The 26,126-nt window shown below is 60.2% G+C and carries 25 protein-coding genes; 17 read left to right on the top strand and 8 right to left on the bottom strand.

The features are described from left to right. Positions 1–2 precede the first annotated feature (2 nt). From thrC to AB4K19_RS10580, 5 genes are all read left to right on the top strand, one after another. Complete coding sequence (gene thrC / locus AB4K19_RS10600; protein WP_375228341.1) at positions 3–1,391, top strand: threonine synthase; 1,389 nt, start codon at positions 3–5, stop codon at positions 1,389–1,391. Beyond that, positions 1,388–2,650: a M16 family metallopeptidase gene (locus AB4K19_RS10595; RefSeq protein ID WP_375228340.1), complete on the top strand. Its 1,263-nt coding sequence runs from the start codon at positions 1,388–1,390 to the stop codon at positions 2,648–2,650. Before thrC ends, AB4K19_RS10595 begins: the two co-directional genes overlap by 4 nt. Beyond that, a complete protein-coding gene (locus tag AB4K19_RS10590) occupies positions 2,650–3,243 on the top strand; it encodes a GNAT family N-acetyltransferase (RefSeq protein ID WP_375228339.1) in 594 nt (197 codons plus the stop codon). The genes AB4K19_RS10595 and AB4K19_RS10590 overlap by 1 nt, the downstream gene beginning before the upstream one ends. 187 nt (positions 3,244–3,430) lie before the next feature. Further along, positions 3,431–4,261 (top strand): MBL fold metallo-hydrolase, encoded by an 831-nt coding sequence (locus AB4K19_RS10585; protein WP_375228338.1) that lies wholly within the window; start codon positions 3,431–3,433, stop codon positions 4,259–4,261. A 41-nt stretch (positions 4,262–4,302) separates the two neighbouring features. After that, entirely contained in the window at positions 4,303–5,718 is a 1,416-nt protein-coding gene (locus AB4K19_RS10580; RefSeq protein WP_436397521.1) for an FAD-binding oxidoreductase, read from the top strand. Between the two features lie 5 nt (positions 5,719–5,723). Here AB4K19_RS10580 and AB4K19_RS10575 read toward each other — a convergent pair whose 3' ends face one another. The 5 genes from AB4K19_RS10575 to AB4K19_RS10555 form a co-directional block, all read right to left on the bottom strand. Further along, complete coding sequence (locus tag AB4K19_RS10575; RefSeq protein WP_375228337.1) at positions 5,724–6,881, bottom strand: MFS transporter; 1,158 nt, start codon at positions 6,879–6,881, stop codon at positions 5,724–5,726. Positions 6,882–6,905: 24 nt separating this feature from the next. After that, positions 6,906–7,436 carry an adenine phosphoribosyltransferase gene (locus tag AB4K19_RS10570; protein ID WP_375228336.1) on the bottom strand — a complete coding sequence of 177 codons (531 nt, stop codon included), beginning with the start codon at positions 7,434–7,436 and terminating at the stop codon, positions 6,906–6,908. Between the two features lie 10 nt (positions 7,437–7,446). Beyond that, on the bottom strand, positions 7,447–8,067 hold the full coding sequence (locus AB4K19_RS10565) for a LysE family translocator (protein WP_375228335.1): 621 nt from the start codon (positions 8,065–8,067) through the stop codon (positions 7,447–7,449). A gap of 22 nt (positions 8,068–8,089) precedes the next feature. Further along, a complete protein-coding gene (locus tag AB4K19_RS10560; protein WP_436397519.1) occupies positions 8,090–8,962 on the bottom strand; it encodes an S-methyl-5'-thioadenosine phosphorylase in 873 nt (290 codons plus the stop codon). Between the two features lie 117 nt (positions 8,963–9,079). After that, on the bottom strand, positions 9,080–10,837 hold the full coding sequence (locus AB4K19_RS10555) for a hypothetical protein (RefSeq protein ID WP_436397517.1): 1,758 nt from the start codon (positions 10,835–10,837) through the stop codon (positions 9,080–9,082). 294 nt (positions 10,838–11,131) lie between these two features. On the opposite strand from AB4K19_RS10555, the gene AB4K19_RS10550 reads away from it, so the two are divergent. Next, positions 11,132–12,766 (top strand): SulP family inorganic anion transporter, encoded by a 1,635-nt coding sequence (locus AB4K19_RS10550; RefSeq protein ID WP_436397515.1) that lies wholly within the window; start codon positions 11,132–11,134, stop codon positions 12,764–12,766. A gap of 60 nt (positions 12,767–12,826) precedes the next feature. Here the strand turns inward: AB4K19_RS10550 and AB4K19_RS10545 are convergent, their stop codons facing one another. Beyond that, entirely contained in the window at positions 12,827–13,654 is an 828-nt protein-coding gene (locus tag AB4K19_RS10545; RefSeq protein ID WP_375228333.1) for an endonuclease/exonuclease/phosphatase family protein, read from the bottom strand. Positions 13,655–13,731: 77 nt separating this feature from the next. After that, on the bottom strand, positions 13,732–14,337 hold the full coding sequence (locus AB4K19_RS10540; RefSeq protein WP_375228332.1) for a flavin reductase family protein: 606 nt from the start codon (positions 14,335–14,337) through the stop codon (positions 13,732–13,734). An 89-nt stretch (positions 14,338–14,426) separates the two neighbouring features. On the opposite strand from AB4K19_RS10540, the gene AB4K19_RS10535 reads away from it, so the two are divergent. The 7 genes from AB4K19_RS10535 (at position 14,427) to ptsP (ending at position 21,104) form a co-directional block, all read left to right on the top strand. Next, positions 14,427–14,918, top strand: a complete 492-nt coding sequence (locus AB4K19_RS10535) for a GNAT family N-acetyltransferase (protein ID WP_375228331.1) — start codon at positions 14,427–14,429, stop codon at positions 14,916–14,918. A gap of 45 nt (positions 14,919–14,963) precedes the next feature. Then, positions 14,964–15,737 carry an EcsC family protein gene (locus tag AB4K19_RS10530; protein ID WP_375228330.1) on the top strand — a complete coding sequence of 258 codons (774 nt, stop codon included), beginning with the start codon at positions 14,964–14,966 and terminating at the stop codon, positions 15,735–15,737. 132 nt (positions 15,738–15,869) lie between these two features. Next, positions 15,870–16,325, top strand: coding sequence for an NUDIX hydrolase (locus AB4K19_RS10525; protein ID WP_375228329.1), 456 nt, complete (start codon positions 15,870–15,872; stop codon positions 16,323–16,325). 70 nt (positions 16,326–16,395) lie between these two features. After that, the gene (locus AB4K19_RS10520; RefSeq protein ID WP_375228328.1) at positions 16,396–16,818 is read left to right on the top strand and encodes a DUF1178 family protein; all 423 of its coding nucleotides are present in this window, start codon (positions 16,396–16,398) and stop codon (positions 16,816–16,818) included. Between the two features lie 4 nt (positions 16,819–16,822). After that, positions 16,823–17,461, top strand: a complete 639-nt coding sequence (locus AB4K19_RS10515) for an SDR family NAD(P)-dependent oxidoreductase (protein WP_375228327.1) — start codon at positions 16,823–16,825, stop codon at positions 17,459–17,461. A gap of 112 nt (positions 17,462–17,573) precedes the next feature. Further along, positions 17,574–18,812: an aspartate kinase gene (locus AB4K19_RS10510; RefSeq protein ID WP_375228326.1), complete on the top strand. Its 1,239-nt coding sequence runs from the start codon at positions 17,574–17,576 to the stop codon at positions 18,810–18,812. Between the two features lie 105 nt (positions 18,813–18,917). After that, entirely contained in the window at positions 18,918–21,104 is a 2,187-nt protein-coding gene (gene ptsP, locus AB4K19_RS10505; protein ID WP_375230877.1) for a phosphoenolpyruvate--protein phosphotransferase, read from the top strand. A gap of 9 nt (positions 21,105–21,113) precedes the next feature. Here ptsP and AB4K19_RS10500 read toward each other — a convergent pair whose 3' ends face one another. Beyond that, positions 21,114–22,031 (bottom strand): LysR family transcriptional regulator, encoded by a 918-nt coding sequence (locus tag AB4K19_RS10500; protein WP_436397513.1) that lies wholly within the window; start codon positions 22,029–22,031, stop codon positions 21,114–21,116. A 122-nt stretch (positions 22,032–22,153) separates the two neighbouring features. Between AB4K19_RS10500 and AB4K19_RS10495 the strand changes: the two genes are divergently transcribed. From AB4K19_RS10495 to AB4K19_RS10480, 4 genes are read left to right on the top strand one after another with little or no spacing between them, the layout of a single operon-like run. Continuing rightward, on the top strand, positions 22,154–22,975 hold the full coding sequence (locus AB4K19_RS10495; RefSeq protein WP_375228324.1) for a putative hydro-lyase: 822 nt from the start codon (positions 22,154–22,156) through the stop codon (positions 22,973–22,975). A 25-nt stretch (positions 22,976–23,000) separates the two neighbouring features. Next, positions 23,001–24,032 (top strand): TRAP transporter substrate-binding protein, encoded by a 1,032-nt coding sequence (locus AB4K19_RS10490; RefSeq protein ID WP_375228323.1) that lies wholly within the window; start codon positions 23,001–23,003, stop codon positions 24,030–24,032. A gap of 22 nt (positions 24,033–24,054) precedes the next feature. Then, entirely contained in the window at positions 24,055–24,603 is a 549-nt protein-coding gene (locus tag AB4K19_RS10485) for a TRAP transporter small permease subunit (protein ID WP_436397511.1), read from the top strand. Further along, on the top strand, positions 24,600–25,883 hold the full coding sequence (locus AB4K19_RS10480) for a TRAP transporter large permease (protein WP_436397509.1): 1,284 nt from the start codon (positions 24,600–24,602) through the stop codon (positions 25,881–25,883). Before AB4K19_RS10485 ends, AB4K19_RS10480 begins: the two co-directional genes overlap by 4 nt. Positions 25,884–26,126: the final 243 nt, after the last annotated feature.

The following is a 26,126-nucleotide window of genomic DNA, read 5'->3' as shown; positions in this document are numbered from 1 at the left end:
CTATGCGATACATCTCTACCCGTGGTACGGCGCCCATCCTGAATTTCGAAGAGGCGATGCTGACCGGTCTTGCGCGCGACGGCGGCCTGTATGTGCCTGAAACAATCCCGCAGATGAGCCATGACGACATCAGCGCGCTTGCCGGGCTGAGCTACGAAGAGACCGCCTATCGTGTCATGCGGCCGTTTGTCGGCGATGTTTTCACCGATGACGAATTCCGCGGAATCATCGACCGCGCGTATGACGGTTTTGGCCATGCGGCACGCGCGCCGCTCAAGCAGCTTGCTCAGGATCATTTCCTGCTGGAACTGTTTCATGGCCCCACGCTTGCATTCAAGGACTTTGCGATGCAGCTGATCGGGCAGATGTTCCAGACAGCGCTGTCCCGCCGGGGCGAGCGCGTCACGATTGTGGGCGCTACATCAGGCGACACCGGATCAGCTGCTATTGAGGCCTTCCGCGGGCTCGACAATGTGGATGTCTTTATCATGTACCCACACGGTCGCATCTCAGAAGTGCAGCGCCGCCAGATGACGACGCCTCAGGAATCCAACGTGCACGCACTGGCTGTGGATGGTGACTTTGATGACTGCCAGGCGCGTCTGAAAGACATGTTCAACGATTTTGAATTCCGGGACGGGGTGCGCCTTGCGGGTGTCAACTCGATCAACTGGGGCCGTGTTCTGGCGCAGATCGTCTATTATTTTTCCTCAGCGGTCTCGCTCGGCGCGCCGCACCGCCCCGTGAGCTTTACAGTGCCCACGGGCAACTTCGGGGATATTTTCGCCGGCTACATCGCCAAACGCATGGGCCTGCCGATTGACCGGCTGGTTGTGGCCACCAACCAGAACGACATTCTGCACCGCTGTCTGAGCGGACAGGGGTATCACAAGGGCGAAACAGTTCCCTCGATCAGCCCGTCGATGGACATTCAGGTCAGTTCCAACTTTGAGCGGGCATTGTTTGATGCCTACGACCGGGAAGCCCCGGCAATTGTTCAACTGATGGATGAACTGAAGGCGGGCGGGTTCGAGGTGAGCCAGGGCGCGATGCAGGTTCTGCAGTCGCATTACCAGTCCGGGCGCGCTTCCGAGGCAGAAACGTCACAGACGATCACGTCCGAACTGTCGGCAAGCGGTGAGCTGCTCTGTCCGCATTCCGCCATTGGTGTAAAGGTTGCCGGTGATCTGCGGGTGGCCGGAACCCCGATGATCACGCTCGCCACCGCCCATCCGGCCAAATTCCCCGCCGCTGTCGAAGAAGCGTCTGGCGTTCACCCACCCTTGCCTGTGCGTATGGCGGACCTGTATGAACGCCCGGAACGGGTGAGCAGGGTGGCCAATGACCTGGACGCACTGAAAGACCATATCAGGGAGAACCTGTCCGCGTGACACTGCAGCAGCACCAGTTGCCAAACGGCTTTCGCATCGTGACCGAAGAAATGCCCGGGCTGGAATCCGCCTCAGTTGGGGTCTGGGTTACTGCAGGGGCGAGACATGAGGCGCCGCACCAGAACGGCATTGCACATTTTCTTGAGCACATGGCCTTTAAGGGCACCAAAAGGCGTACTGCGCTGCAGATTGCCGAGGCCATCGAGGATGCAGGTGGTTATATCAACGCCTATACCAGCCGCGAGGTAACGGCCTATTATGCGCGGGTCCTGCGCAATGATGTGGGTCTGGCACTGGATGTGATCGCGGACATCCTGATCAACCCCACGCTCGAGCCGTCAGAGATTGAAGTCGAGCGGGGCGTGATCCTGCAGGAGATCGGCCAGACACTGGATACGCCGGATGATGTGATTTTCGACTGGTTGCAGGAAGAAGCCTATCCGGATCATCCGATGGGCCGCACGATCCTTGGACCCGCTGAACGGGTTTCCGGGTTTAGTCGTGAGGACCTGCAGGGCTTCATTGCCGAGCACTACGGTCCGGGTCAGATGATCCTGGCGGCGGCTGGTGCCGTTGATCACGATGCGATTGTGCAGCTGGCTGAGAAACTCTTTGGCGATATGGAGGCCAGAACACCATCCGCAGCACCTTTGGCGACGTTCGCCGGCGGGGAACGACGGCGCTCAAAGGACCTGGAACAGGCCCATTTCGCGCTCGCGTTTGAGAGCCCGGGCTACCGCGAGGATGCGATTTATACGGCGCAGATTTACGCGTCGGCCCTGGGCGGCGGCATGTCGAGCCGTCTGTTTCAGGAAATCCGTGAAAACCGGGGCCTTTGTTATTCTATTTTTGCACAGGCCGGTGCGTATGCGGACACGGGCATGACCACCATTTACGCCGGAACAAGTGCGGGGAAGCTGCCGGAGCTGGCAACCATCACCATCGACGAAATGAAGCGAGCGGCGGATGATATGTCGCCTGCTGAGGTTGCGCGGGCACGGGCTCAGATGAAAGCAGGATTGCTGATGGGGCTGGAAAGCCCCTCAAACCGGGCTGAACGACTGGCGCGTCTGGTGCAGATCTGGGGGCGCGTCCCACCGCTCGAGGAAACTATCTCGATGATCGATGCGGTGACCACCGGCGATGTGCGCGAATTTGCAGGTAGAATGGCGGCCAGTGCACCGGCAGCTCTGGCGCTTTATGGCCCGGTTGATACGGCACCTTCGCTGGAAGAACTGCAGGCGCGTCGGGCTGCGTGATGCTGCGCGGGTTTCGCAAACTCCGGATCGAAACGGAACGGATGACCCTCAGGCCGCCGATCCATTCTGATTTCCGTCCGTGGTCGAAACTGCGCGCGCAGAGTATTGACTATCTGACCCCCTGGGAGCCGGCATGGGCTGAAGATCATCTGACGCGAAAGGCCTTTACCAACCGCGTTTACTGGGCGCAGCGGTCCGTATCAGGTGGCACAGCGCTGCCGCTCTTTCTGATCCGCCGGTCGGACGAGATACTGCTTGGCGCGATCACACTCGATAACATCAGGCGGGGGCCGGCGCAGTCCGGAACGCTTGGCTACTGGACGGGCGAGCCTTTTGCGCGGCAGGGTTACATGCGTGAAGCGATTACGGCCGTGGTGCACTACGCGTTCACCCGGCTTGATCTCAGCCGGATTGAAGCGGCCTGCCTGCCGGAAAATGCGGCCTCCCGCGGTCTTCTGGAAACGTCAGGTTTCAAGTATGAAGGCGTTGCGCAAAGTTACCTTCAGATCAACGACCGCTGGCGGACACATGTTCTGTATGCCGCCCTGCGCAGTGACCGCCGGGGCAAAGTCCCGCACGCAGAGCGCGCGTGACCAAATGCGCGGCTGCGCCACATTCTGAATATTCAGTTTTCCTGCGGAAAACCGCGGGGTGCCCGGCGAGAGGTATTGACTGCCAACAAATTGTGCAGGCCACCGCCTGTTTTGGATGCACGCGCGTCAGGTGTTGCTGAAAACTTCGGGGTTCGGGCTATACTCCTTTGTGAGAGAGGAGTGCGGGATGGCGCGGGTTCTGCTTTTACTGATGGTTCTGGTCTTTGGCAGTGCGGTTCAGGCGCAGTCACAAACTGCGGGTCGGACGCCCAGTCATTGTATCGCTCTCGCACAGCAGACACCCGGCCTCGAATATGTCGTTCCGGCCGCCCTGGGGCCGGTCGATGAAGAAACCGTGCGGATTCACTATATCACGCATGCGAGTTTTCTTGTGCGCAGTCACGGCGGGCTCAATATGGTCACGGATTACACCGGGTACACCGGCACGCTGCCGTTGATACCGGATGTCGTGACCATGAACCATGCGCATGCCACACACTGGACCGCAAATCCGGACCCCGCCATACCCCATGTCCTGCCAGGGTGGGGCGCTTTGGGCGAAGGCATAGATCACAGGCTTGATCTGGGCGAGGTCCTGGTCCGCAACGTATCGACAGACATCCGCTCTCAATTTTCCGGTATCGAAAAAGAAGGTAATTCGATTTTCATATTTGAGATGGCCGGGCTGTGCATCGGCCATCTGGGGCATCTGCATCATGAACCGGACGCGGAACAATATGCCGCCATCGGGCGTCTGGATGTTGTCATGGCTCCGGTGGATGGCGGGTATACGCTGGACCTCGCGACCATGACGCGGGTGCTCAAACGTCTGCGGTCGTCAGTCGTCATTCCGATGCACTGGTTCTCGCTCTTTGCGCTGGATGATTTCCTGGCAGGCATGGCTGACGATTTTGCCGTTGTCGAAGTGGGCGGGCCGTCGCTGGAGATATCGCTTGACCGGTTGCCATCGCGTCCGACGATCATGGTGCTGCGGCCCGCGTTTCTCAGCGATCCCTAGAGCGCCCTTGCATCCCGGTCGCGGGCAGGGGATCAAGGGGCATGACACTCCGCTCCGCTGATGCCGCCTTTGAATCCACCCTGTCAGGACAGCTGACTGATACTGTTCTGACGCGTTCCGAACCCAGGTATCTGGAAGAACCGCGCGGCACTTTCACGGGCCGCGAAACGCTGGTGGCCCGCCCAGGCACGACGGAGGATGTGGCATCAATCGTCCGTCTTGCGGCAGAGCATCGTGTTCCCGTCATGCCGTATGGCGGGGGCACCGGTTTGGTTGGCGGGCAAATCTCGCCCGACGGGCCTTTGCCGCTCATCCTGTCGCTTGAACGGATGAACCGGGTGCGTGCGGTGCATCCGGAGGAAAACGTCATGATCTGTGAGGCCGGCGTCATTCTGGCAGATGTTCAGAAGACGGCAGCGGAAGCGGGACGGCTTTTTCCCCTGTCGCTTGCGGCTGAGGGAACTGCGCGGATTGGCGGTAACCTGGCCACTAATGCCGGCGGCACGGCAGTCCTGCGATATGGAAACACGCGTGATCTGTGCCTGGGGCTCGAAGCGGTTCTGCCGGACGGGCAGATCTGGCACGGGCTGCGCCGCCTGCGCAAGGACAACACCGGTTACGACCTGCGCCATCTGCTGATCGGGTCCGAAGGCACCCTGGGTGTTATCACGGCCGCCTCGCTGAAACTGTTCCCGCAACCGGCCGGCACAGGCACCGCGATATTTGTGACGGACTCTCCTGCGACCGCGCTGAGCCTGCTGGCCCTCGCGCGCAGCCGCCTCGGTGATCTTGTCACGGCGTTTGAGCTGATTTCGGGGCAGGCGTTCGCGTTTCTGGCCGCTGAACTGCCTCAGGTGCGTCAGCCCTTGGGCGATGCTCCCGCATGGTCTGTGCTGATCGAGATTGGTACGGTTGAAGGTATGTCCCCGGATGAAGCGCTGGCGGAACTCTTTGAAGCCGGGCTGGACGCGGGCCTGGTCAGCGATGGCGTGATCGCGCAGAACGCACGGGAGGCCGATGATTTCTGGGCCGTGCGTGAGAATATCCCGATTGCGAACAAGGCCGTCGGGGCCATCGTGTCCAGCGATGTGTCTCTGCCGCTGAGCGCCATCCCGTCCTTTATTGACGCGGGTGTCAGCCGGATCGCCGCGATGGGGGACTTCCGCATCAACTGTTTCGGGCATCTGGGCGATGGCAACCTGCACTATAACATTTTCCCGATGCCCGGACGCACCAAGAAAGAGCACCTGAACCAGCGTGCGGACCTGCAGCGCGCGATTCATGACCTGGTGCACGAGTTTGATGGGTCTTTCAGTGCAGAGCATGGCGTGGGCCGGCTGAAAGTTGCTGACCTGGAGCGCTATGGCGACCCGGCCAAACTGGGCGCCATGCGGGCGATTAAGGCGGCACTCGACCCGCTGGGGATTATGAACCCAGGCGCTGTCTTACGGACCTGACAGTATCAGACTGCAGCCGGAACGGTTTTGCGGAAAATGAACAGCCCCGGCAGGCAGATCAGAAACGCCAGGCTGCCCAGCCAGTATGTCATGGCAGTATTGTCCGCCGCTTCGGCAATACCCCCGGCAATACCGGGGGCCGCCATCATCACCGCATAGTAAATTGTGAAAAACACACCCATGCCAAAAGCCCGGACCGCCAGCGGCAGGGCCTGGCCCGGCATTGTCATAATCGGGCCCGCAGCAAGGCCCATGAATAGGCCTGCGCCACCGTAGATCAGCGCAGCGATGCCTGCCGGCGCCACAGCGAGCACCGGCATGACAAGAGTACAGAAAAGCAGGCTGGCAAAGATTACGCCGTCCCGGTTCCGCAGCCGGTCAGACAGAATGCCACCCAGTGGCACACCGACGCCGACCATCAGAATGAACACACTGATCACGGAACTGGCCGCTGTGGCCGACATACCATTCTGTGCCAGCAGCAGGGGCCCGAACCCAAAAACCATTGCCAGCCCGACATTATACATTCCCCAGATCGATGCAGCGGCGAGCAGGGGCGTCCAGTGCGCCGAGGTGCCACCGGAAACTGCGCCTGCACCCTCTGCGGCAGGTGGGCTCTGGTAGACAAGAACCAGCGCCAGCAGGCTCAATGCGATTGTCCCGATGAGACCGGCCCAGGCCAGTAGCAGACCACCGGTTCCTGCCAGAGGTGGCAGGACAAGCAGGGCCACGGCAATACCGAACGGCCAGGCACCGATCAGAACGCCCATAGAGGTGCCGATTTCGTGGCCGGTGAACCAGTCGATGACCATTTTCGTCATGATCACGTTGATGATCACGCCGCCAACACCGGAAAGAGCCCGCCCGGCAGCCAGCAGCCACCAGTCACTGGCAAAAGCCATCAGAAGGGCACCTGCAATCATCAAGCCAAGGCTGATCGCCGTGACCCGCTTGTCGCCGAAACGTGCGGCGATGGAACCGCCAGGGATCGCGACAAAGATGCCAGCCCCCAGAAAAAGCCCGATCAGCACGCCGATATCTGCGAGGTTCAGGTCAAACCGTTCCGCAAGCTGTGGTGCCAGAGCCGCGACGGACTGAAACTGAAACGCCATGCAGGTGCGGGCGAAAAACAGGACGGCCAGAATGGCCCAGCGTTGTTGCATGTGTTGTGTCCTGTTCCGCCGGTGTCAGAGACCGTCAAACGTGCAGAGCGCGTGCACCTCGACGCCCATCGCTTCAAGCTTTTTGCGACCTCCAAGGTCCGGCAGATCAATGATGAAAGATGTTGAGACGATTTCCCCGCCCAGCCGTTCGATCAGGCGGATCCCGGCCTCTGCTGTGCCGCCGGTTGCCAGCAGATCATCCACCACCAGAATTTTTTCGCCGGCTTCAATGGCATCATCGTGAATTTCAACAATCGCCTCGCCGTATTCCAGTTTATAGTCCTGACTGATGGTCGTGCCCGGCAGTTTGCCCTTCTTACGGATCGGCACAAACCCCACTGACAGCTGGTGCGCTATCGCGCCGCCAAGGATGAAACCGCGGGCCTCCAGCCCGACCACCTTGTCGATTTCCATACCTGCGTAGGGGTGCAGCATCTGATCGATAGCCATGCGGAAACCGCGCGGGTCCGCAAAAAGCGTGGTGACGTCCCGGAACATGATGCCTTCATGCGGAAAGTCGACAATGGTGCGGATGTAGTCCTGAACAGTTTTCATAATCTCTCTTTCAGGTGGTGCGGCGCAGGGCGGCTGTCATGACGCCCATCCCGATCAGGGCAGTGCCGCCGGCGCGGGTGATCCAGGCAAGGGCCGAAGGCCGGGCGATAAAACGGCGCAGGCGGTCTGCCATCAGCGCATAGGCCAGCGCGTTGAGTGCTGCGAGGCCGACGAAGGTTGCAATCAGAATGGCAAACTGCGGCAGGAGTGCCCTGTCCGCAGAGACAAACTGCGGCACGAAGGCGATGAAGAAGGCGATGGATTTCGGGTTCAGCGCGGTCACTGCCGCGGCGTGTCCGAAGACGCCCTGAGCGGTGACGTTTCTGGCAGGGGTCAGCCCTTCGGTGGGCGCTGAGCGGATAAGTTTAACCCCGAGCCAGATCAGATAGATTGCGCCCGCCCACTTCAGCACCGTGAAGGCGGTGGCCGAGGCCAGAACGATCGCACCCAGCCCCAGCAGGGAGGCCGTCATGGCGATCAGATCGCCCAGTGCGACACCGGCGGCCGAGGCCACCGCGACGGACCGGCCGCGCGACAGGGCATAGCTCAGCACAAGCAGAACGGTCGGGCCCGGGATCAGCAGCAGGGCGGTGGAGGCGGCGACGAAGGTCAGCCAGAGATCAAGGGGCATTGAGCAATCTTCCTGTCAGATTTCAGAGGACACGGCCAGCGACCGCGTCCAGTTTGGCCACAATCGACGGATCGCGCGCATCCGGCTGGGTCAGAATGGCGAATTCAAGCACGCGGTCACACCCGTGCGGGCAGGGCGCCCGGTCCGCCCCAAGAAGGCCCGGCAGGCGGCGAACGAGATCGCGGCCCTTGTCGGCGTTGCCCATCAGCGTTTTGATGATTTCGGTGACGTCGACCTCGCCATGATCCGGATGCCAGCTGTCGTAGTCGGTAATCATTGCGACTGACGCATAGCAAAGCTCCGCCTCGCGGGCGAGTTTCGCCTCCGGCATATTGGTCATACCGATCACATCCGCGCGCCAGCTTTCACGGTACATCCTGGATTCAGCCAGTGTCGAAAACTGCGGCCCCTCCATCGCCAGATATGTACCGCCGTCATGCACGGTAATCCCGGCATCCTTCGCCGCCGTAAGACAGGCCGCTCCAAGGCGCGGGCAGGTCGGATGGGCCACAGAAACATGGGCCACACACCCGGTGCCGAAAAAACTCTTTTCCCGCGCAAAGGTACGGTCGATGAACTGATCCACGATCACAAAATCGCCTGGCGCCATTTCTTCGCGGAAAGAACCGCAGGCGGACACGGATATCACGTCTGTCACGCCCAGACGTTTGAGTGCGTCAATATTGGCGCGGTAGGGGACTGTTGTCGGAGAGTGCATGTGCCCGCGTCCGTGCCGCGGCAGAAACACCATGTCGACACCACCCAGTGACCCGGTCAGCAGCGCGTCAGATGGCGCACCCCAGGGGGTATCAACCGTCACCCATTCGGTGTTTTCAAGCCCGTCGATGTCATAGAGGCCCGAGCCGCCGATGACGGCAATCTTTGTGCTGGTCATGAAGGGGGAATCCTTTTGCCTGTCGCGGAACAGCTTACCCTGCCGCGCGCTTTTGAAAAGTGCAGACTGCATCTGATCACGGTGAGTTTTGGAAATTGCAAAGTCAGCGCACGCTGATCATTCCCGGCGGATGATCCCTGTGATCGCCGCTGCACCGAGCGCTGTGACGATCCAGCCTGCTGCGGCAAGGAAAAAGGATGCGCGCCACAGCCACAGCCCCCATGGGCCGCGTCCCGCGGACGGGCCCCAGTGAGCAGTCTGTCCGAAATCGATGATCGGGATGACCAGGTCCGCGCCCCATGCGATGGCATTGAAGCGGGGGTAATCGCGCCCGGGCGGCGGACTGACGGTACCATCGCGCTGCACCAAAGGCGTTTCCGCCCAGGCCTGTGCCGGGTTTGGAATACCGCTCCCGGACAGTGCAATCCAGACGTCTGATCCATTGGCAGCCTCAGCGTCAGGCACGAATGAACCCTCCCGCCACGTCATTTGCGCCATCGTAACGGCTACGACCACCAGCGTCGCGAGCATCCACATGCTGCGGAAAGGCCGGTACCCATATCCGACCGTGCGGCGCAGCATCACATCGATCGCCCATCTGCGGATATTGCTGGCATCGCGGGAAAGTCCGAGGAACGCCCGGGACCATGTGCCGTCATAGTCGGTGATGCGCGCGCGGTCCCGGATGTTTTTCATGATCAGGCGGTCACGCTCGGCCAGGATCAGCCGGGAATCCCGGTCATGCCCACGCTCGCGCAATATTTTTGCGAGCTGCGTGAAAGGTTGCGGCAGGAAGTTTTCTTTTTCCGTGCTGCCTTTGCGGAGCCATTCAATAAAGGTGCCGGGTGAAATCGAGGGCCCGGTCATCCGGTCATAGGTAAAACCGTCAAGGTCAAAACGATCCGCAGGCGGCCAGCTGTCCATGTCACTGTTCAGATCATGACGCAGGTCACCGACATGCGCAGATGTGAGGCTCACCCGGCCGTCTCCGAGGCGAATGCCTTCCCAGTGCAGCCCCTCAGACACGTTCATACGCACAAGGCGGACGGCGGGTGTGGCCGGATCATCGCTGGCTGCATCAAATTCCGCGTGGTTCAGAACAAGGCGTCCGCCGACCTGTGCGCCGGAAAGGCTGAACATACCTTTCACCCGTATGCCGGTGCAGTTGAGGTCGGATCTGATGACCGTGTCCTGCGCCTTGAAGGCATAGGCCGCGCCGTGCGCATCCAGGCTGGCGTTTTCGCAGGCCATCTGGCCGTTGATCACGGCCCCGTTCAGGGAAACCCGGCCTGTCGCACAGAGATTGCTCAGCGTGACGCCACCAGCGATTTCAGCGTTCTTTGCATTGAGCGCGAGATGCCTCGAGGGTCTGATATCTGCACCACCAAGGTCCAGGCGACCGCCAATCCTTGCCGCAAACAGGTTGATGCCGCCGGTGTCCGTCACGTCACGCAGAATTACATCGTTTGCTGCATTCAGCCCGTGGCCATTCAGCCCGCAGAGGTGGCTGCCATCCAGCCTGAGGTTCTGGATCTCTGACTGAAACAGCGTGAAAAGCCGGTCAAAACGGCAGTTTTGCAGACCGACCGCGCCATGCGATTTCACTGTCGCCAGATTGAGGGTGCCGGAGATAAATGCGCCGTGCAGATCGATGCCGGTGCTGGCCACCGGATTGGTCTCACAGCCGCCCATGATCAGATAACGGAGGATGTCTGCGCGGATGAACTGCGCGCGGCGGGATCCGGCCTCGTCCGGCAGGTGCCCCCCGTTCAGCCTGCAGGGTTCGCCCGCGCGACAAGCTGCCAGCAGCTGGATTTCACCGGGCGTCAACGGCCGCAGAGCGTCCAGATCGGCATCGCATTGTACAGTGATCATCAATTCCCCCGTCGGTTGTCAGCTTAGCGCAGGGCGCAGATTTGGAAAGCGTTTTGAGACGGGTGGGTCCGTGTCGCAGGCGCTGTCGGGGTGTCTGCGGTTCTGTTTCCGGGAAGGGCCATTCAAGTGCCGGAACTTTCAGCATCTGCGGAAATTTACGACTAATTAACCGGAATGCGGGAGCTGTGAACCCGCCAGCGGGGTTTCCATTCGCCTGCAAAGGGTCTAGGGAGCGCCCAACCCGGTGCCGGATGCCCGGCAATCCCGCAGGACCTGACAGCACAGGAGCCATTCATGGCGAAGACGACCTTTCGTGAGTTTACCCGAAATCTGGATGTAACGGATCTGCGCTGGGCGCCGAAAGACGGGCTGACACCTGCGCGCCTGCGCATTGAGCTTCTGTCGGGGTTGACCGTGGCCCTGGCTCTCGTCCCCGAGGCCGTTGCGTTTGCTTTTGTGGCCGGTGTGCACCCGCTGGTAGGGCTTTACGCGGCGTTTCTGGTCGGGCTGATCACAGCCCTGATCGGTGGGCGGCCGGGGATGATTTCGGGCGCGACAGGGGCGCTTGCAGTCGTGATGGTGGCGCTCGTGGCCGAGCATGGGGTTGAATACCTCTTTGCTACCGTTGTGCTGATGGGGCTTTTGCAGGTTTTCGCGGGGGTCATGCAGTGGGGCAAGTTTATCCGTCTTGTGCCGCATCCGGTGATGCTGGGGTTTGTGAACGGTCTGGCGATCGTGATTTTCCTGGCCCAGCTGGGACAGTTCAAGGTGCCGGGTACCATGGAAAACACGGGTCACGGCATGGGTGGCGGTGAATGGCTGTCGGGTCAGCCGCTGGTTCTGATGCTGGCGCTGGTTGCCGTGACGATGGCGATTATCTGGGTCATGCCCCGGATCACCAAAGTGATCCCTGCACCGCTGGCCGGGATCGGCATTGTCGCCGCCATTGTGATTGCATTTGGCCTCGATGTGCCACGCGTGGGTGATCTGGCGTCGATCCAGGGCGGGCTGCCCAGCCTGCACATCCCGATGGTGCCGCTGAACTGGGAAACGTTCGAGATTATCCTGCCCTATGCGGTGATCCTGGCTGCCATCGGTCTGATCGAGAGCCTGCTGACGCTGAACCTTGTGGGTGATATGACCAATGAGCGCGGCGGTGCGAGCCAGGAGTGTATCGCGCAGGGCGTGGCAAATACCGTAACAGGGTTCTTTGGCGGTATGGGCGGTTGCGCGATGATCGGTCAGTCGATGATCAACGTGAAATCTGGGGGGCGCACACGGGTCGCCGGGATCGCCGCTGCGGTTTTCCTGCTGCTCTTTATTCTCGTCGGTTCTTCTGTGATTGAACTTATCCCACTCGCGGCGCTGGTTGGTGTCATGTTTATGGTGGTGATCGGTACATTTGCATGGAACTCGCTGACCATCCTGCGGAAGGTTCCGCTGACGGATGCTTTTGTCATTCTGCTGGTGACAGTCGTGACAGTCCTGGAAGACCTCGCGGTAGCGGTGGTGGTTGGCGTTATTGTCAGCGCGCTGGCTTACGCGTGGAACAATGCGCGCCGCATTCACGCAAAAACCCGGGAGTCGCATACCGAGAAGGGTGCAAAAGTCTATGAGATCCAGGGGCCTTTGTTCTTTGGATCGTCTGACGGGTTTACGGAGCTTTTTGATGTGGCCGGTGACCCGGATACCGTGATCGTGGACTTTGCCGACAGCCGGGTGGTGGATCAGTCAGCGCTGCAGGCGATCGAAGCCATTGCCGAAAAATATGAGAGCGCTGGTAAAACACTGATGCTTCGGCATCTCAGCCGGGACTGTCACCGCCTGCTGAACAAAGCGGGTCAGCTGATGGTCGACAGTGATGACGACCCTGACTATGCGCTGGCGGTTGATTACTCTGTAAAGACGGGAATGCTGGGCGGGCACTGACGGTGCACGGCGCTCTTGCCATCCGGCAAGACGCCCCGCCCACCGTCCCGCCAGCGGACGTCAGTAGATGCGGAAGCTCGCGACAAAGGGCAGGTGGTCGGAGACGTTCTTGCGGAACTTTTCGCGCCCCATGTCCATCGTCCAGTGCATGGGGAAAAGCCTCAGACTGCCTTTGATGTAGTCGGTTGAATAGTTGCGGCTGACCGCAAAGCCGTCGAGCAGATTGGCGCGGCCTTTTTCAAGGATGTGCGAAAATCTGTCCTGCAGATCCCAGCTGGACACGAAATCCATTGTGTCGTCGCCGCCCAGATAGTGAAAATTCGAGACATCCTGTCCGGGGATCATGTTAAAATCACCCATCAGGAAGATGGCACGCCGCATTGTACCCGGCGTCCGGTGAACCTCCGCAATATATTCGCCGATCACTTTGCACTGGCTGTCACGGATTTTCTGTTCATCCCTGTCACGGCCGGATTTGAGATGCACACCGATCACGATGGCTTTGAGCTTTCCGACCTTTACATCTACGGCGAAGGCCTGCCGCCCGCCCTGATAGGCGCCTTCGGAGCCGGGAATGAACCGCGGGTTGGTTACCTCGATGCCGGGCTTATGCAGAAACCCGATATGAATATTGCCGCTTTGCTGTGGCAGGATGGTGTAGTCGTATTCGACACCGTATTCCGCCAGTTTCCCGACCAGAGTTTCGATGTAACTGACGGGCGAGACTTCAACGAGGGTGACAAACTCGGCGTCCAGCAGCGCAAGTCCTTCGGCCTGGTTTGCCGCCTTCTGCGAGCGTCCGGAAATGCCGACAGGCCGGCCCGGACGGGAAAAACCTGCCAGATTCCAGACTGCTGCACGAATAATGGAATGGTTGAATGCGATCATAAATGCCCCCTTGAAAATATCCCTGGAGGCAGCCTAGCACAGCTTTGGGTAGAAACGAGTTTATTCAGCGTACGCTGTCAGTCGTCCGGTCGCGTCAGCTCGAAAATCTCGCGGACCACGGTGTAGTCACGGTACCCCATGCGCGACAGCGGCTGAAATGTCGTGACATCGAACCGGCCATCCACAAGTGTGTCATCGCGGATATGCACCCCCGTGACTTCGCCGAAGACAACAAAATTGGCCTCGCCGGGCAGTTGAACGATCTGCGTCATTCTGCATTCAAGGGATGCGGGCGCCCCGGCAACGCGCGCGCAGTCAATTGACGTACAGGCGGCCGGGGCGACGCCGGCGTGCGCGAATTCATCTGTTTCGCGCGGCAGCATCGCCGATGAGGCATTCATGACATCCCGCATAGCGTATTCCACGACGTTGACGCAGAACACGCCCGTCTCACGGATATTTGCTACGGAATCCTTGGTGTCACCCCGATCCTCTTTGGCTGCGGTCGAGGCGAACATGACCTGTGGTGGCACATAAGCCACGGCATTGAAGAAGGAATAAGGTGCCAGGTTGTTGCTGCCGTCAGCTGCGCGCGTCGAGATCCAGCCAATCGGCCGGGGTGAGACAATCGCGTTGAAGGGGTTGTGCGGCAGACCGTGGCCGTCCTCGGGGCGGTAGAACATGATGCGCTCCTGCTTGTTTGCAGCCCACTTAACGCATGTGCTACGTCCGGGCCAGTTGAAACCCATTGAACCGGGACCTGCGAATTTCCGTGTATGAGCTGACTGTCGAAACTGCGCAGGATTTCCACGAAATTGAAGCGCTCTTTGATACCTGCTTTGCGCCGGGCCGCGAGGCGCTGTCGTCATACCGGCTGCGTGATGATGTACCGCCGGTGACAGCGCTGTCACAGGTGGCGCGGGATGCAGAGGGCATTCTGTCCGGTGCAATCCGCTACTGGCCTGTGTCTGTGGGGAGTAAACCCGCTTTGCTGCTTGGACCGGTCGCCGTGCACCCGACACGTCAGGGCGAAGGGCTGGCGGGCAGGCTCATCCGGGACTCTCTGGCGCGCGCGACAGATGAAGGCTGGGCGCGGGTGATGCTGGTGGGGGATGCACCCTACTATGGGCGGTTCGGGTTTGACCGGCTTGAGAATGTGGAAATGCCGCCGCCGACCAACCCGGCGCGCGTGCTTGGCCGGGCTCTCGTTTCCGGCGCCTGGGATGGTGTCACAGGACAGGTAACACGGTTTGCACAAGATTGATTTCCGCGCCGGCACTGCCCATTTCATGTGATGAAAGGGGAAGACATGGATCTGATCGAAGGCAGAACGTCTCCACCGGATACAGAGGCTGAACTGGACGTTCTGGCCGAACGGTACCGCAACGCAGGCGGTGCGGGTATAGACCTGCTGAACCTGCTGGGCGGGCGTGCGGAAAGCATGCTGGACCGGTTGCCGGCACCTGTTCGCGCGGGGCTTGACGAGGCCACCACACGCGCGCTGCGCGAAGCGACAAAAGCTGCCCACTACAGCCGGGGCGTCGTGGGGGATCAGAAAAGCTGGCTTAATTCGGCTGCCGGCGCTGCAATGGGCGCCGTCGGCGGCATGGGCGGCCTGCCAACCGCGCTTGCTGAACTGCCGGTCACAACCACGCTGTTGTTGCGCGTCATCCAGGGTGTTGCATCCGAACATGGCTTTGACCCCGAAGAAGAGAATGTACGGTTCGATTGCATAACGGTGTTTTCCGCAGCCGGGCCGCTCAGCGATGATGACGGGGCAGATCTTGCGTTTATATCGGCACGTGTGGCGCTGACCGGGCCGGCGGTGCAGGGGCTGATCGCGCGGGTGGCACCCCGACTTGCCACAGTTCTTGGTCAGAAACTCGCGGCACAGGCGGTTCCGGTCCTGGGTGCTGTGGCCGGGGCGGCGACGAACTACGCCTATACCAGCTACTATCAGGAGATGGCGCATGTCCATTTCGGTCTGCGCAGACTGGCGATTGAAGCGGACCTTCCACTGGAGGAACTGACGCACAGGTTGCGCGACCGGCTGCCTCAACAACGCAGTGATGTCCGTTCCTGATCGGGGCGGCACACACTGCCTGGGCCGCTGTCGGGGCCGTGTTCTTGGCAAATCATTGTTTTTCGGGCATGATAGCAGCGGGAGCAGACAACCGGGTGTCACATCCGGACAAATAAGACGCGTAAACGCACGATGATAAAACAACTGCCCATATCCGTTTCCGGGGCGCGCAAAGACGATGTAAGGTCGCAGTTCGCTGCGCTCTGCTACCGGATTCAAAAAAACAAAATCCGCATTCTGTTGATTACGTCCCGTGGCACGAGACGCTGGATTGTGCCCAAAGGCTGGCCCGTGGACGGACAGACGCCCGCCGAAACGGCGGCGATGGAAGCCTGGGAAGAAGCGGGCGTACGGGGCCGATCGGACGGCCGGTGCCTGGGGATTTATTCATACAGCAAGGATACTGAGGAAGCCGGTGAGTTTCCCTGCCTTGGCATGATTTTCCCGGTCGAGGTGACAGCTATTGCAGACGATTACCCCGAAGCAGGTCAGCGCGAACGTGTCTGGGTGTCCCGCAAAAAGGCGGCGCGTATGGTGGATGAACCCGAACTGGCGCGGATACTGCTGGACTTTGACCCGCGCGCATAAAGGCATGCGGTCTTGACCAGCGCGCTATGCTGTACCATCTCAGGAGAGAACGGAGCGGAGACTGACCTGAATGATCAGCTACACCCTGAAATGTGATAACGGGCACCGGTTTGACAGCTGGTTTCAGTCGGCTGAAGCTTTTGACAAACTTGCCAGTGCAGGACATCTGGCCTGCGCCGAATGCGGTTCCGGGGCGGTGAGCAAGGCAATGATGGCGCCGCGGGTTTCCACCTCCGATGCTGTTGAAGCCAGTCCGCTTCAGGCACCGGCCAGTGAAGCGGAACAGAAACTTGCCGAACTGCGCAGGCATGTTGAAGAGAACGCGGATTACGTGGGCGGTAAATTCGCCGAAGAGGCGCGCTCGATGTATCTTGGTGCAACGCCGGAGCGTGCGATCTATGGCGAAGCGAACGGCGAAGAGGCAAAAAAGCTGATAGAGGACGGTATTCCCGTGGCACCTCTGCCGTTTTTGCCCGGAAGAAAGGCAAACTGAAAGCATGACAATCGTCATTACCGGCACGAGCCGCGGCATCGGAGCGGGGCTGGCTGCAGCCTTCGCCGCGCGGGGCGAAGACGTTATCGGAACAACGAGGGCAGGGGACTGGCCGCTCGATGTGACCGATCCGGCCTCACATGCTGCTTTTGCAACAAAGCTCGCCGGCCGCCCGGTTGATCTTCTGGTCTGTAACGCCGGTGTGTATCTCGACAAGGGTCACAGTCTGGGGGATGGCTTTGCGCCTGATCTGTGGCGGCAAAGCTTTGATACCAATGTGACCGGCGTCTTTCTGACAGTTGAAGCGCTGCTGCCCAACCTGAGGGCGGCGAAGGCGGCAAAGATCGCGATCATCTCCTCACAGATGGCATCCAGTGAAAGAGCGCCTGGTGGCAGCTATATTTACAGGGCTTCGAAAGCCGCTGTGCTGAACCTTGGGCGCAACCTGGCAAAGGATCTGGCATCGGAGAACATTGCCGTTGGCATTTATCATCCCGGTTGGGTCCGTACGGACATGGGTGGTGCCGGTGGTGAGATCGGCGTCGGCGATTCCGTCGGCGGTCTTGTTGCCCGGTTCGATCATCTCGCCATGGCCACAACCGGTTGTTTTGAAACCTGGGACGGCCGGCCGCACGCTTTTTGATGACGTCTGAAAGCTGATTTCAGCAAAAGAGAGCCCCTGGTGCCGCCCCATGCCTTGTGATCCTGTGCCGGTGCGCGTAAACCCGCGTCGGATGAGATAAGGGACCAGGGATATGCCTGTTCTGGTAATGAAATTCGGCGGCACTTCTGTCGCCACGCTGGACCGGATCCGGCGCGCGGCCAAGCGGGTCGGTGTCGAGGTGGCCAAGGGCTATGACGTCATCGTCATCGTGTCGGCCATGTCCGGCAAGACCAATGAACTTGTGGGCTGGGTTGGCGAAACGTCACCGCTTTATGATGCTCGTGAATACGATGCTGTGGTGTCATCGGGCGAGAACGTCACGGCGGGCCTGATGGCGCTCACCCTGCAGGAAATGGACGTCCCGGCACGCAGCTGGCAGGGCTGGCAGGTGCCGGTCAAAACGACGTCTGCTCACAGCCAGGCGCGCATTGAAGAGATCCCGACAGACAATATCACTGCCAAGTTCGGTGAAGGTATGAAGGTGGCTGTTGTGGCCGGATTCCAGGGTGTCAGCCCGGAGGGCCGCATCACTACGCTGGGCCGTGGCGGGTCAGATACAACGGCGGTAGCCTTTGCCGCGGCCTTTGGCGCGGAGCGGTGCGATATCTATACGGATGTGGATGGTGTCTACACCACCGACCCGCGTGTTGAAGCGAAGGCCCGCAAGCTCGACCGGATTGCGTTCGAGGAAATGCTGGAGCTGGCGTCGCTGGGTGCCAAGGTGCTGCAGACGCGCTCTGTTGAGCTGGCGATGCGGTACAAAGTCAAACTGCGGGTTCTGAGCAGTTTTGAGGAACAGTCAGACGAGGCCGGTACACTGGTCTGTGACGAGGAGGAAATCATGGAAAGCAATGTTGTTGCAGGCGTCGCGTTCAGCCGCGATGAGGCCAAGATGACCCTGGTCAGCGTCGCTGACCGTCCCGGGATCGCGGCGAGCATCTTCACTGCGCTCAGCGATGCCGGTGTGAACGTCGACATGATCGTGCAGAACATCTCGGAAGAAGGGCGCACGGATATGACGTGGTCGTGCCCGACAGATCAGGTAATGCGGGCGCAGAACGCTGTTGAAGACGCGAAGTCCAACGGCATCATCAACTACCAGGAAGTCATTGCGGATACCGATGTCGCCAAGGTCAGCGTCGTGGGCATTGGCATGCGCAGCCACACGGGTGTTGCGGCGAAAATGTTCCAGGTGATGAGTGCGGAAGGCATCAACATCAAGGTCATTACGACATCAGAAATCAAGATTTCTGTTCTGATCGACAGGAAATACATGGAACTCGCCGTGCAGGCGCTGCATGATGCCTTCGATCTCGACAAGGCAGCCTGATCACATCTGAGGCAGGCTGCTCATCGCTGACCTGGGAGGGGTGCGACAGTGGCAGAACGTCCTGAAACCGGGTCCCGACGTCTTCTGGGGCGGCTTCGCGACGCGATGGCGGGCGATGTCGAAGGACAGGCGCGTCTCGACCGGATTACGCAGATCATTGCTGACAGTATGGGCTGCGAAGTCTGTTCCATTTATCTCTTCCGGGATGAAAAGACGCTTGAGCTCTGCGCGACCGAAGGTCTGAACCAGGACGCTGTCCACAAGACACGGATGAAGGTTGGTGAGGGTCTGGTGGGCAAGGTTGCGCGCCGCCGGATGGTTGTGAACGAAGCTGATGCGCCCAGGGCCCGGGGCTTCCGGTACATGCCCGAGACGGGCGAAGAGATCTATTCCAGTTTCCTTGGTGTGCCGGTGCTGCGGCTGGGCGAACCGCTGGGTGTGCTCGTCGTGCAGTCGCGTGCGGCCCGGGTGTATTCGGCCGATGAGGTTTACGCGCTCGAAGTGGTCGCGATGGTGCTGGCCGAGATGACAGAGCTTGGCGCGTTTGTCGGTGAGGGTGCGGCAATGTCTGCGCGGCATTCGCAGCCTGCGATGTTCCGTGGCACGGTCGGTCAGGAAGGCGCTGCCGAAGGACACGTCTGGCTGCATGAGCCGCGCGTGGTGGTAACCAACCCCATTGCGGATGATCCCACACGTGAAGCCGAACGCCTGCGCGAGGCGGTGGAGCAGCTGCGCGTCGGTGTAGACAAAATGCTGGAGATTGCCGGCACGCACGACAAGGATCAGGCTCAGGTCCTTGAGACCTACAGAATGTTTGCCAATTCGCGCGGCTGGATGCGCCGGATGGAGGAAGACATCTCCAACGGACTTTCCGCTGAAGCCGCAGTGGAAAAGGAACAGTCGCTGGCGCGGGCGCGTATGGGGGGTGTGACGGACAATTACCTGCGCGAAAGGCTGAGCGATCTGGACGACCTCAGCAACCGGCTGTTGCGGATCCTGACGGGGCAGGGCGCTGATACCGGTGCTGAGATGCCCGCGGACCCCATTCTGATTGCGCGCAATATCGGCCCTGCAGAGCTGCTGGAGTACGGGCGCAGCCTGCGCGGAATTGTGCTGGAAGAAGGCTCTGTCGGCAGCCACGCTGCCATTGTGGCCCGGGCACTGGCCATCCCGCTTGTGGTCCATGCCGCACGGGTGACGACAGAAGCGCTCAATGGCGACCATATCATGGTAGATGGTGAACAGGGCATTGTGCACCTGCGCCCTGATGAAACCGTGGTAACGGCGTTCCGGGATAAAATCGCGATGCTGGCCGAGGCGCAGGAGCGCTATGCCTCGATCCGTGACAAGCCCGCTGAAACGCTGTGCGGCAACACTGTCAGCCTGCATATGAATGCGGGTCTGATGGCTGATCTGCCGTCGCTGCCAAGCTCCGGTGCCGAGGGGGTTGGTCTATTCCGGACGGAACTGCAGTTTCTGGTACGCAACCAGATGCCGCGCCGCGCCGAACTGGTCGCGCTTTACGCGCGGGTGCTGGATGCGGCGGGCGGCAAGCCCGTGGTCTTCCGCACGCTGGATATCGGATCGGACAAGGTTCTGCCTTACATGAAGCCGAACGATGAGCCCAATCCGGCCCTCGGATGGCGCGCCATACGGGTGGGTCTGGACAAGCCCGGCATCATGCGGATGCAGCTTCAGGCGCTGATACGCGCGGCGAACGGACGCCCGCTGACGGTGATGTTCCCTTTTGTGGCGCAGCTGGAAGAATACCGTGCGGCGCGCCGGCTGATGGATAAGACGATGGCCGCAGAAGAACGGCTTGGGCACGTATTGCCGGAAAGTGTGCGCATCGGCGCGATGCTGGAAACGCCCAGCCTGGGGTTTGCGCCAATGAAGTTCTTTGAAGAGGTGGATTTCCTGTCGATCGGCGGGAACGACCTCAAACAGTTCTTTTTCGCCGCCGACCGGGAAAATGAGCGGGTGCGGCGGCGTTATGATACGCTGAATGTCTCTTTCCTGAGTTTCATTGAGAGCATTGTGGAGCGCTGCAGTGTCAGCGGCACGCCACTGTCGTTCTGTGGTGAGGATGCGGGCCGCCCGGTAGAAGCGCTTTGTTTTGCGGCGATCGGGTTGCGGTCCCTGTCCATGCGGCCGGCGTCAGTCGGGCCCGTCAAGAGCCTGTTGCGGCGTTCTGATCTGAGCCAGGTGCGGAAAGTCATCGCGGATGCCCGTCACCGGGGTGAGATGTCTGTGCGCCCGGCCATTATGGAATGGCTGAAGTCACAGGGCTGAAGGCCGGGCCTATACGACTGAGTGTCCGGCCTGCGTTCTCAGCGGATTTTCATGTAAAAAAGCGACCGCTTCTTTTGTCAGGTCTTCCATCAGGCGACTGGCCGGGCTGCCGGAGACATAAGACGCGGTGAATGCAATCGGTGGCAGGACAGCATCTGTTTTCAGCAGTTCCAGGCTCCCGCTGTCCAGCTCCGGCCCGATGACCTTTTCCGGCACCGCACAGATTCCGAAGCCGCTGCTGGCAAGCCGAACGAGAGCGCCCAGCGAAGACGATGTTGTCATAGCGGGCAGCGTGGTGCTGTGCTTTGCCAGAAGTTCCCGGATCTGCCGGCTGGGTTTGGTATCCGCGGCGAACGTGAGGACTGTCTCTGCTGCGATATCGGCAAGGGACCAGTGTGCGTGTCGGGTGGTCACTTCAGGTGCGGCAGCAAAAACCATGCCGAATGCACAAAGATCGCGGTTAGTCACACTGACCTCAGCGACCGGTCCCATGAGAAACGCGAGATCGAGTTCCCGGGCGACCAGCGCGTTGCGCATGCTGTCGGTGGAATCGACCATCAGATCAAAGGACAATCCTGGCCGGGTCTGCCCGAGGCAGCTGAGATAGTCCGGCAGCCAGCTGGCAACGATGGTTTCGGATGCGCCGAGTCGGATGGTTTGTTTGATGCCCGTCTGCCCGGAAAAAGCTGACAGAATATCCTGCTCAAGCGCCAGTTGTTTTTGCGCAAATGGCAGCAGACGCCGCCCATCGGTTGTGAGCTCGGCATTGCGGTTCTGCCGGATGAAAACAGGTGCCCCCAGATCCTGTTCCAGCATCTGGATACGGGCGGAAACAGCTGGCTGCGTCAGGTTCAGCTTGTCAGCAGCTGCCCGAAAACTCTGCAACGTCGCAATCCAGTAGAAAGTGTCGAGATTTCTGATCCGCATGCTTTTTCCTTACGATAAAAAAATTCTATTGTAATTAGAAAAAATAATCAATTTGACTGGGTGGCCTGTAAAACTGACACTGGCGCTACTCGAACTTGTGACCGGGCCCCGGGGAGGCACTGTTGGTATCCACGCACAAAGATCTGGCTGAACTGGACGTTTTTGCCCTGCGCGCTCTGATCCGCGAGGGTGGCTATGCGCGCCATACGGCCGGGCTGGCCGCCGGGCGGCTGCAGTGCAATCTGGCCATTCTGCCGGAACGTTACGCCCATGATTTCATACGGTTCTGCGAGCTGAACCCAAAGCCCTGTCCGATCGTCGCCATTGGCGCTCCTGGTGATCCTGCGCTGCCTGATCTTGGTGCAGATATCGACATCCGCACAGATGTGCCCCGCTACCGTCTTTTCCGGGATGGGGAGCTGGCCGGCGAGGTGACGGACATCCGTGACGACTGGCAGGATGACTTTGTGACGGTCGCCCTGGGGTGTTCCTTTACATTTGAAAATGCGCTGCAGGCGCACGGTATTGCGGTCAAACACATCGACCTCGACCAGACCGTACCAATGTACCGCAGCAACATCGCGCTGGCCGGCGCCGGCCCGTTTGGCGGAGAAATGGTTGTGACCATGCGCCCGATCCCCGCTGACCGTGTGGAAGACGCCTGGAACATCAGTGCGCGGTATCCGCAGGCGCATGGCGCCCCCATTGCCAGAGGCGATGCAACGAGCATCGGGATCGAAGACCTGGCCAGACCGGACTGGGGCGACCCTGTCGAGGTGTGCCCGGGCGAGGTCCCGGTCTACTGGGCCTGTGGTGTCACGCCGCAGAACGTTCTGATGAAAGCAAAAATCCCCTTCTGCATCACACATGCGCCCGGTCACATGCTGATCGCAGACGTGGCCGAGGACGCGGATATCCCGGCATTCAACGCACATAACCACTGAATAAAATCCAACGAGGAGACATCACATGCGCAAGATACTCACGGCTCTGGCAGCCAGCACAGCGATTGCAACACCGGCCCTTGCCGAAAACCTGTCGGTGGTCGGCAGCTGGTCCAGCCTGCCGCTGCACAAACAGTACGAGGCACCTTTCTGGAGCGAGAAGCTGCCTGCTGCTTCCGGCGGTAAACTGACCGTTGAACTCACTACGCACAACCAGATGGGCCTGGGCCTTGGCGATATTTATCCGCTTCTGGGGCAGGGGGTCTATGACGTGGCGATGACCGTTGCGGACTACGCGGTGGCAGATGCACCGGAGCTGGAAGGGCTGGATGTGCCGCTTCTGGCACTGACGGCTGATGAAGCCCGTGCCATGGTGGATGCGGCCCGTCCGATGGTGGCGGACATATACCGGGACCGGTTCAACGCGCATGTTCTGGCGATTGCGCCCTATCCGCCGCAGGTCGTGTTCTGCAATCACGAGATCGCCGGTCTGGATGATCTGCAGGGCCTGAAAGTGCGTGCATCGGGCCGGATGACCGCAAAACTGCTCGAAGCTCTCGGGGCAGAAGGCGTTAACGTATCCTTTTCCGAAGTGCCGGGCGCGTTGCAGAATGGCGTGGTTGACTGCGCCGTGACAGGTGCAGGGTCCGGGTACAGCGCGGGCTGGTGGGAAGTGTCCACACATCTGATGCCGCTGCCGCTGGGCGGATGGGATTCGGTCGTTACGGCTGTGAACCTCGACAAATGGAACGGCATGGATGCGGAAACGCAGGCTCTGATCGCGTCCGAGGCCAAAGCGGGGTTCGAGGATCCGGCCTGGGCATCGGCGCAGGACGCGCTTGTCAATGACATTGCATGTCTGACCGGTAACGGTGACTGCCCCGCGGGTGACAGCCGGTCCATGGTGCTCGTCGAGGCATCTGATGCGGACTTTACCAAAGCCCGCGATATCCTGACCTCCGAAGTACTGCCGGACTGGGCAGAGCGCGCGGGCGGCGACTGGGCGGCCCGCTGGAACGCCTCTGTCGGTCAGGTTGTCGGCGTCGAAATCAAGTAACCCACCTGTACGGGGCCCCCGGATGGAACAGAAAGTTATCGCGCAGCTGCGCCGGATCAACCATGCCATTGCGCTGCTGGTCGGGCTGATGCTCTTTGCCTGCGCTGGTGTTGTGCTGCTCGATATTATCCTGCGCCGTCTCGGGGGCTCTCTGGGGGGGACGGACGAGATCAGCGGCTATGTGATGGCCATTGCCACCTCATGGGGGATGGCCTTTACCCTGCTGGAACTCGGACACGTCCGGATTGATCTGCTGCGCAGCCGGGGAGGCGATATGGTGCGTTCTCTCTTCGACGTCTTTTCCATGGTTGTCATGAGCGCTGTGATCGTGACGGTTGCCATCAAGGCCTGGCCGGTGGTGGAACGCTCGCTGAACAACGGGTCCCGTGCCAATACGCCGCTGGAAACCCCGCTGGCCTGGGTGCAGACCCCGTGGTTTGCCGGTTGGGTCTGGTTTGCCGTTGTCTCCTGCATCATGAGCCTGGTCGCACTGTCGCTGACCATGAAGGGCCGCCACAGCGAAGTTGAAACCGCCGTCGGGGCCTTTGCGGAACAGGATATGCTGCAATGATCGGGTCTGTCGCCGCAGGACTGCTGGGCCTGCTTACCTTGTCGATCCCGGTAGGCATTGTGCTTTTTCTGCTAGGGTTTGGTGTCGATACCTTTTTCTCGTCCTTCCCGCTCACACGCGGGCTGGGAAACATGGTGTGGTCGTCTTCAAACTCCGCGACGCTGATTGCCATCCCGTTTTTTGTGCTGCTCGGGGAAATCCTGGTGCGCAGCGGAGTAGCAACGCGGACCTATGCCGCCCTTGACCGCTGGGTAAGCTGGCTGCCGGGCGGCCTGGTCCACGCCAATATCGCAACAGCTACCATGTTCTCCGCGACGTCCGGATCTTCGGTGGCCACGGCAGCAACGGTTGCGACGGTTGCCATGCCCCAGGCGGAAAAACTGGGATATGACCCGAAACTCTTTTCCGGGGCCATTGCTGCAGGCGGCACGCTGGGGATCATGATCCCGCCTTCGATCAATCTGATCGTTTATGGGTTTCTCACACAATCCTCGATCCCACAGCTCTTTCTGGCAGGGCTCTTGCCGGGGCTCGGGCTTGCGCTGGCCTTCATGGTCATTACCGTTCTTTTGTGCCTGATCCGCCCCGGGCTGGGGGGCGTCAGGCGCACTTTTCCGCTGGCGCTGATGCTGCGCGCGCTGATAGATCTGGTGCCGATCCTGCTGCTCTTTGGCCTGATTGTCGGGTCGATTTACAAAGGCTGGGCCACCCCAACCGAAGCGGCATCTGTCGGGGTTGCAGGCGCGCTGCTGATCGCGCTGTTCTTCGGTGGTGTCTCTTTTGCCATGCTGCGGCAGAGCGTTCTGGGCACTGTCAAAATCACCTCAATGATCATGCTGATCGTGATCGGTGCATCGTTTCTGAATTTCACGCTCGCCTCTGCCGGGCTGGGGCGTGAGCTGACGGATTTCATGAACGGTCTGGGCCTCACGCCAATGGGGACAATTCTTGTCGTTGTAGTGCTCTACATTGTGCTTGGGTTCTTCATCGAAACCCTGTCGCTGATGGTGGTGACGATCCCGATTATCGTGCCGCTGGTTGTGGCACAGGGGTTCGATCCCATCTGGTTCGGCATCCTGATGATCGTGCTGATTGAGATGGCGCTGATCACACCGCCTGTCGGGCTGAACCTCTATGTGGTTCAGGGCGCGCGCAAATCGGGCACCTTGTCGGAAGTGATGCTGGGCACAATCCCTTATGTGATTACAATGCTGCTGATGGTTGGTGCGCTGATTGCCTTTCCGTCGATCGCATTGTTCCTGCCACAGGCTCTGCAATAAAGCGAAATTGCTGGTCCTGGCAAAGGAAACTGCCCGGATCTGTTTGCTGTCCAAACATCGGGCGGAGCTTCAGTTCTGCGCTCAAATACCGGCGCGGGTGCGGCCTGATTACTGGCGCCGGCCGTGATGCAACGTGGACCGCCGGGCCTGTTCATACACGCCATGCGGGATGACAATGCTTCACAAAGCACTGAAAATAAGCCATTGATACGTACGGTGCCGGAAAGCGTTGTTAACCACCGG

This window comes from Roseobacter phycocola (assembly GCF_042055075.2).
Lineage (GTDB): Bacteria > Pseudomonadota > Alphaproteobacteria > Rhodobacterales > Rhodobacteraceae > Roseobacter.
This window is presented reverse-complemented; position numbering and strand designations above follow the sequence as displayed.